At 67.5% G+C, this 5,682-nt stretch carries 4 protein-coding genes; all 4 read right to left on the bottom strand.

Annotation, left to right across the window (positions count from 1 at the left end; all coding sequences use genetic code 11):
- Positions 1 to 537 (bottom strand): hypothetical protein, encoded by a 537-nt coding sequence (locus E2651_RS44420; protein ID WP_167829052.1) that lies wholly within the window; start codon positions 535 to 537, stop codon positions 1 to 3.
- 409 nt (positions 538 to 946) lie between these two features.
- Positions 947 to 3,184: a recombinase family protein gene (locus E2651_RS40675; RefSeq protein WP_135336305.1), complete on the bottom strand. Its 2,238-nt coding sequence runs from the start codon at positions 3,182 to 3,184 to the stop codon at positions 947 to 949.
- A gap of 344 nt (positions 3,185 to 3,528) precedes the next feature.
- The gene (locus E2651_RS46270; RefSeq protein WP_348541703.1) at positions 3,529 to 4,767 is read right to left on the bottom strand and encodes a DNA cytosine methyltransferase; all 1,239 of its coding nucleotides are present in this window, start codon (positions 4,765 to 4,767) and stop codon (positions 3,529 to 3,531) included.
- On the bottom strand, positions 4,754 to 5,682 hold a 929-nt coding region (locus tag E2651_RS40665; RefSeq protein ID WP_135336303.1), incomplete at its 5' end, for a DNA methyltransferase. The genes E2651_RS46270 and E2651_RS40665, both read right to left, overlap by 14 nt.

The raw sequence follows: 5,682 nt of genomic DNA, 5'->3' as shown, positions 1-5,682 counted from the left end.
TCATGGGGTGGGCCTCGGGTCGGGTCTCGCGGAGCGCGGCGGTTCGGGGGCGACGCTGGGACTACTCGGACTACTGGGCCTACTAGCGCTATCGGGACTACTGGGACTACTGGGACTACTGGGACTACTGGCGGGGCGGCCGGGCTCGTCGTCCTGCCGGTAGGGCGCCATCCCCTTCCCGTTCCACCGGTAGCGGCGGGTGATGTACTCGCCGGAGGGCCCTGCCCAGGTCAGCACGAGGTCCCGGCCGAGCGTCTCGCCGCTGAGCCCCAGTTGGCCGTACGAGATGAGGATGGGCCGGACGGTCTTGCCGTCGGCGCGGTAGACCACGACGACGGTGATGGCGGTGCCTGGATCGTCGACGGCCACGATGAGCTCGTCGGCACCGTCTCCGGTGAGGTCCCGGTAGACGGGGGTGCGGATGCCGCACTTCGCTCCCGGACAGACCTTCGGCATGACGCTCACGACGCCGGGCACATTGCGGTCGCGCGACAGCAGGTCCTCCAGCGGCACCTTCCGCAGCCCGCCTGCGGGCACCGAAACCCCCTTGACGGGGAGGTAGGGCCTGTCGGGCCCTGGGTCAAGACCACCCCCCTCGGACGGAGGCGCCTTGTAGTCCGGCCACAGCGGCGAGGAACTGACAGGCGCGGAGAGGCTGGGCGCAACGCCCCTGTCCTCAACTCCACCGTCCCCCGCGGCACACCCGCTCAAGGCGACGACCCCGACCACCCCGACCGCTCCACAGACGACACCGGCCACGGCCGTACGGACCGTACGCATGGCCGGCGACGGCGGCGCGGCGGAGAAACGGAAGAGGAGTCGCATGACCCGGCCAGCCTAACGGGCACCGGAGCGGGGCCGACGGGGCGCCGGGGCAACGCGACATCCGAGGCCGCCGTGCCCCACTGCAGCGACGAGGACAGCGGCCGCCCCGGACCCCGGTTGCTCAGCTCCTCGCACGCTCCACCCACTCATCCCCCGACCCCTCCGCCGTCCGCTCCCGCAGATCGACCCGCCGGATCTTGCCGGAGATCGTCTTGGGCAGCTCGGTGGTGAACTCGATGCGCCTCAGGCGCTTGTAGGGAGCCAGCACCGACCGGGTGTACTCGAAGATCGCCTCTGCCGTGGCCTCGCCCGGGTCCCAGCCCTTCGCCAGTACGACGTACGCCTTGGGGACAGCCAACCGCACCGCGTCCGGCGCGGGCACCACCGCGGCCTCCGCGACCGCCTCGTGCTCGAGCAGCGCGCTCTCCAGCTCGAACGGCGAGATCTTGTAGTCGGAGGCCTTGAACAGAGCGTCCTTTTCAGGTGACATATCTCTGCTTTGGAAGAGCAGCGGATCCACGTACCCCCGGATGTCCAACGGCGGAAGAGCGATGCCGTACTCCGCGATCTGCGTTCCCGGCATCCCTGACAACACATCCATGAGCTGCTCCCAGAACCCTGTCCGAACCCATCGAAGCCACACGCTGGACAGGTTGCCCGGCGGAGACGACAGGTCACTCCAAGCACACCCCACGCGGGCCTTGTGAAGCACGGCGCCAAGTGTGACCCGAGCGTCAGAGCTGCGTCGGCCCTTGCGCGCCTGGAAGAGCGGCGCGACCTGCGACCATGCGTCGTCCGACAGCAGCGGCACAGATCTTTCCCTCTTACGAAACCACTGACTGAGCCTGTCGTCACAGCGGGTCTTGCGCGGGACGTCGCCAGTGATCGCCACTCGAAGCTCCAGTAGATCCACGACCTCCGCCTTCTCACCTGCGGTCATGTCAACGAGTCGCTCACGGGCAAGCTCCGCGAGCCTCTGCAGATCGTCCCCCTGCCGTTCCACGGCTTCTGCCTCGCGCTGCCACCGTCTGGTTTCCTCCAACAGGTGCGCGATCTGCTCGCGCTCCTCCTCAAGAGCCTGCACCGCCCGCTCGATCGCAGACTCAGCGTCCGCTCGCTTCGCGGCGGCCAATGCGGCTGCTGTGATGGCGGCGTCCTGAGTGGTCAACTCCTTCTCCAGAGTGGCGATGCGGCTCGTGTAGTCCACGTCCTCCGCCCGCGCCATGGCCTGAGCGTCGGCCGCCATGGCCATCAAGCGATCCGGGTCTTCCAGCATGGTGCGGACCTCGTGCCACACCCTGCCCTCCAGCACCTCGGCATTGATCTGAGGGCAGTCGCAGCGGGGCTGCCCCGCATATCCAGTCCCCTTCCCCGAACACCGATACGCACGGCCGAGGTCCCGACCGATGCGGCTGGCGCCGATGTAGTGCTTGCCGCACGCACCCACGACGTGTCCGCTCAATGGATGCTCGGCAGTCGACGACGATGCGGCACACGCGGTGCGAGCCAAAGCGGCATTGAGGAGCCTCAGCTCCTCTTTCGTGAAGAGGGGTGGGATGTCGATCACCACGGTGTCGCCGTACATCGGCATGCCTTCCGCATCCAAGCGTGTGCCGCGCCGACCGCTGTTGCTGCTCGGATCCCGGTGAACCCTGACGGCTTCCTGAACCGCCCGTCCGGTGAGAACGTGGCGGAGCGAACCCCGGGGCCAATAGTCCTTCGTCGGTCCGGCGATACCTTGCCGGTTGAACTCCTCCTCCACGGAATGTGGAGCGAGGGAATCCTCGACAATGTAATTCCAGGCCTTCCTCAATAGGGGAACCGCGTGCTCTTCGTCGAGCACGATACGACTCTTTCCCTTGACTCCCTTGTCCTGGATCCGCCAGCCGAAGGGTGCGACACCGCCCGGGTGGCCGCCTTCCTCCGCCTTCTCCTGGACACCGCCCTGCGTCCGCTCACGGATGAGTTCGCGTTCCTCTTCGGCGTAGTCGGCGTCTTTCCGCATCTGAGAGCGGCCCGCTGCGGTGGTGTTGTCGTAGTCCTTCTTGACCACGGCCACGTACACGCCGAGGTCCTCCAGTTCCCAAACCCACTTCCAGAAGGCCCGGCCGGTTCGCCCGATGCCCCGTCCTTCGTTCACGACGACCATGTCGAACGGTCGGGGCACACTTCGGGCGTCCTTCATCAGCCGCTTCAGGTCGGGTCTCTGATGAGCCTCAAGGCTGCCGCTGACTTCATCGGAGTAGGTGTCGACGTGCTCCCAGCCCTTGCGCTCAATGTACTTGGCGGTTCTCTTCCCGGTATACGCGATGCCGTATCCCTTGGCCTGCTCCTCGGTGGAGACCCGGAGATAATCCACCGCGCGCAGCCGACGCACAGGGCCTCGATTCACAGCAATCCCTCAGCCACTTTTCGGGGTTCGGTAAAGTCCTGCCTGCACACTCAACCGACTTCATATCGATCCGGTTGATTTGCGCAGCCGGATGTTAGGACGACGAACCGGAAGAGCGGAAGCCGAACAGGATGCTGAGCAGTCTGCGATAAGCGCTTGTATCGCTCTCGGGCTTTATCTCCCATACGACGCGGACAGCGAGTTCTGGAATCTCCGTGAGAGGAGCTTCGGCTTCACCCATGTAGGAGTGGCGAGTTGAACTTTCCACACCGTCGAAGCCATCTGGAGGGGTGCGAGAGGTGCCCACACTTTCACCCTTTTACGCCGTGGCCAGAGTGCCGGAAATCTCCGCGGAGTCCTGCCTGGAGCAGATACTCAAGCGCCTGGGCGGCTTGTTGTGGGACGACGCTATTGCCGAGGAGATGGAGCTTGGCAGCGCGGGAGAGGCCTTCGCTTTCCGTGACCCAGCCGGTCGGAAGGCCCATCATCCATTCGACGAAATCGGCTGACAGTCGGCGCGTTCCGGCCTGGGTGGGAGCTGGGGCGGCGCGGCCGGTCACGCACTCCCATCGCCAGATGGCGGGCAGGTAGGCGCCCCACCATCGGGCAGGCGAGTGACAGCCGTCCTGAGGTTCATGCCGCCCTGGCGCTTGGGGGTCGTGCCCGGTCCACCGTGCGCATCGGCGGATGTCGGCGTGGGAAACAGCCGCTCGCGGTCTGCCGAGTGTGCAGCCGTATCGGGAAGTGCGGCCGCGGTGGAGGCAAGGGTGGGAGTGCCGTTGCGGTAGCGCTGGTTCGGTGAACCTTTGGTTCCGTCGCTGGCCCTGGGGGTGGGAAGCAGGTGCTCGATCTCGTCGGCAAGGGTGGGGCCGTGGCCGCCGGCCTTGCGCTTGTCGGGGTGCTGGGAGCCGCCGTTGCGGGCCAGGTTCGACGTCGGCGTCTTCAACAGCTTCTCGGCCAGCGGGCGTTGTGGGCCACGCGGCGAGGAACACCCTGGAGCGGCGATGTGGCGCGCCGACGTCGCTGGCACCCAGGCTCGTCCAGCGAGAGTCATACCCTCGGTCGGCCAAGGCTCCGAGTACAGCGCCGAGTGCCCGCATTCGGGGTTGATCGGATCCGTCTCCCAGGCACCGCGGGCAGGGTTCCACATCGCGAAGGGGGTGGGCTCCGGTTCGGGTGGACAGGATTCCGCGCACATTCTCGATCACGACCAATTCCGGTTCGAGGATTTCGATGGCGGACGCGATGTGATGCCACAGCCCGGAGCGGCTGCCGGGCGTCAGTCCGGTGCGGGGACCGGCGACCGAGAGATCTTGACAGGGAAAGCCCGCTGTCAAGATCGTTACTCGCTCGGCTCGGGCCCAGTCGACGGTTCGTACGTCACCGTGGTTCTCGATGCCGGACCAGTGCCGGGACAGCACGCGGGCGGCGCGGGGATCCGTCTCGGCATGCCATACGACGTGTCCGCCGAAGGCCGTGAGTACACCGAGGTCGAGTCCGCCGACACCAGAGCAGATGCTCCCGATCGTCGGCCCGTCAGTGGCGGTCACGGGCGGCCCCCGGGTAGGCGCAGGTGCGGGAGCGGAAGGTCGCTTCGGTCGCGGGCTTGCGCTCGGCGACGTGTTTGCCCGGGCGCGGGTGCGTGGTCTGTTCGCTGCCGGCGGGCGCGGCCTGGACCGTTGGAAAACGCCTCGCGATGACCGTGTCCTCATGGGCGATCAGGGCCAGGGGCAGTCCGGCGCGGCGGGCGTCACCGACGTTCTTCATCTGGAAGAACGAAGGCCGGGCGATGAGTTGGCCCTCGCGGATGCCCGCGAGGAGGGCGACATTGCGTTCGACAGGGGTCAGGCCCGCGGCTTCGGCGGCGGCGAGGACGGCGGAGGGCAGGTCGATGAGTTCGCCGCGCTCGCGCCAGGGCCGGGTGGTGATCACTGCGTGGCCGCCGGGGCGCAGCAGGTGGCGGCACTGGATGAGGATGTCGGTGAACGCGCTCAGGAGGGGTTCGAGGCCGACGTGGGCGAGGTTGGAGGGGTCGCGGCTGTAGCGGTAGTCCCGCTTGGTGACGCCGCGTTCGCCGCTCTCGCGGGTGGAGCGGACCTGGCCGTGCACGCTCGCGCCGTAGGGCGGGGAGGTGACGACGAGGTCGACCTTGCCGTGATGGCGGGCGTCGAAGAGCTGGGTGAGCTGACGGGCGTCCCCGCAGGCGACCAGGCCGACGCCGCCCTTGGTTGTTGCCATGGTGTGGATGACGTTGTCGCGGGCCAGCTTGGCCCAGCGGGGCTCGTATTCGACACCGAGGGCGTGACGGCCAAGGCGGATGGCTTCGACGAGGGTGGTGCCGATGCCGCACATCGGGTCCAGGACCAGGTCGCCGGGCTTGGTGTAGGTGGCGATCGCGTGGGCGGCGATGGCCGGGAGCATCTTGGCGGGGTGGGCGGCGGAGCCGGGCACGTAGCGGCCGCCCC

It is taken from the genome of Streptomyces sp. MZ04, assembly GCF_004684775.1.
Lineage (GTDB): Bacteria > Actinomycetota > Actinomycetes > Streptomycetales > Streptomycetaceae > Streptomyces.
The sequence above is the reverse complement of the archived record's forward strand: the minus strand, read 5'-3'. Positions and strand labels throughout refer to the sequence as shown.